A 1,411-nucleotide genomic window follows, 5' to 3' on the forward strand; every position below is an offset into this window, starting at 1 on the left:
ACCCGCGAGCATGAACACCACATGGCGGCTGGAATGGATGGCGGGATAGGTCAGCGTGAGGCGGGTGTGGGGTGCATCATCGGGCACGCAGGTCGAGACCCACAGCTTTTTCTCCTGCAGCACGGGCTGACGGGGAAAGAGCGAGGCGGTATGCCCGTTATCACCCAGGCCCAGCATCACCACATCGAATAACGGCTGACCCGGCTCGAGGGTTTTGCCGCCATAAACCGCCTCGAGTTCCGCCTGGTACCTTGCCGCCGCCTGCGCCGGATCACCCGAGGTGGGCATGGGGTGCACATTGGCGGGCGGCACCGTTACGTGCGCCAGCATCTCGGTCTCGACCATGTTGTAATTGCTGGCCGCATCGCTCTCGGGCACAAAACGCTCGTCGCCAAAGAAAAACTGCGTGTTCGCCCACGGAAAACGGTCACGATATTCAGCAGATGCCAGGATCTGGTACAGCCGTTTTGGCGTGGACCCACCCGAAAGCGCGATCACGAAGGGACCACCCTTTTTCGCCAGCGCCTGTTCGGTCAGCCACTTCGCCATATGCTGCGCAATGGCCTCGGCATCGGGCAGGACCACCATCAGGCCCGTTTTCACGTCATGTCCGCCCGTTACGTCATGCTTTTCCATGTCATGCATCTCCCAGCACGAATTTCTCGATTCCATTGGCGAATCCCTCCTCCTCGCATGAGGTGGACACATAGGTCGCCTGTTTCTGCACCTCGGGGCTGGCCTGCCCCATCGCGATCGACATGCCGCTCTTGCGGAACATCAGCACATCGTTGGGCTGGTCGCCCAGTGTCACCATCTGGCTGGCGGGAATCCCCAGCAGGCGCTCGAGCGCCATGACCACGCCGCCCTTGTTGGCGTCCCGGTTGGTCACGTCCACATAATACGGCTGCGACAGGGCGGCGGAGGCCGTATCGCCCAGCGCCTGCTGCAGGTCGTGCTCGAGGCGCTTCATCAGGTCGAGGTCGTCGCTCACCCCGGTGATCTTGACCACCTGGTCCAGCTTCGCTTCCACATCCCCCACCACGGGCGGGAACCTGACCGTCCACTGCTCGCGCGCCACGTGCGGGGCGTCGCGTTTGGAGACGATCCAGTCATTGCCGTCATACACCCACGGGTCGGCCTTGTGGTCGCGGATGATGCCGATCACCTTGCGCGCGGTATCAGCCGGCAGGGTGCGGGCCTCGATCACGGTAAAATCGGGTTTGACCATCATGCCGCCATTGAAGCCCGCGATCGGCTCGGAAATTTTGAGCGGGTCGATCACCATCTTCATGCCCTTGGGCGGACGGCCACTGGTAATGGTGAACAGAATGCCCCGCTCGCGCAGGCGTTCGACCGCGCGGATGGCGCGTGGGGTCAGGATCTTGTCCTTCGTGACCAGTGTGCCATCCAC

General features: G+C 62.6%; 2 protein-coding genes. Both read right to left on the reverse strand.

The genetic code is table 11. The annotated features are described in order from the left end of the window. On the reverse strand, positions 1-672 hold a 672-nt coding region (gene pgl / locus CDI09_RS17340; protein WP_249034062.1), incomplete at its 3' end, for a 6-phosphogluconolactonase. Then, positions 638-1,411, reverse strand: a 774-nt coding sequence (locus tag CDI09_RS17345; RefSeq protein WP_110571463.1) for a Cof-type HAD-IIB family hydrolase, incomplete at its 5' end; no start/stop codon positions are given. The genes pgl and CDI09_RS17345, both read right to left, overlap by 35 nt.

The sequence above is a fragment of the Komagataeibacter nataicola genome, assembly GCF_003207795.1.
Lineage (GTDB): Bacteria > Pseudomonadota > Alphaproteobacteria > Acetobacterales > Acetobacteraceae > Komagataeibacter > Komagataeibacter nataicola.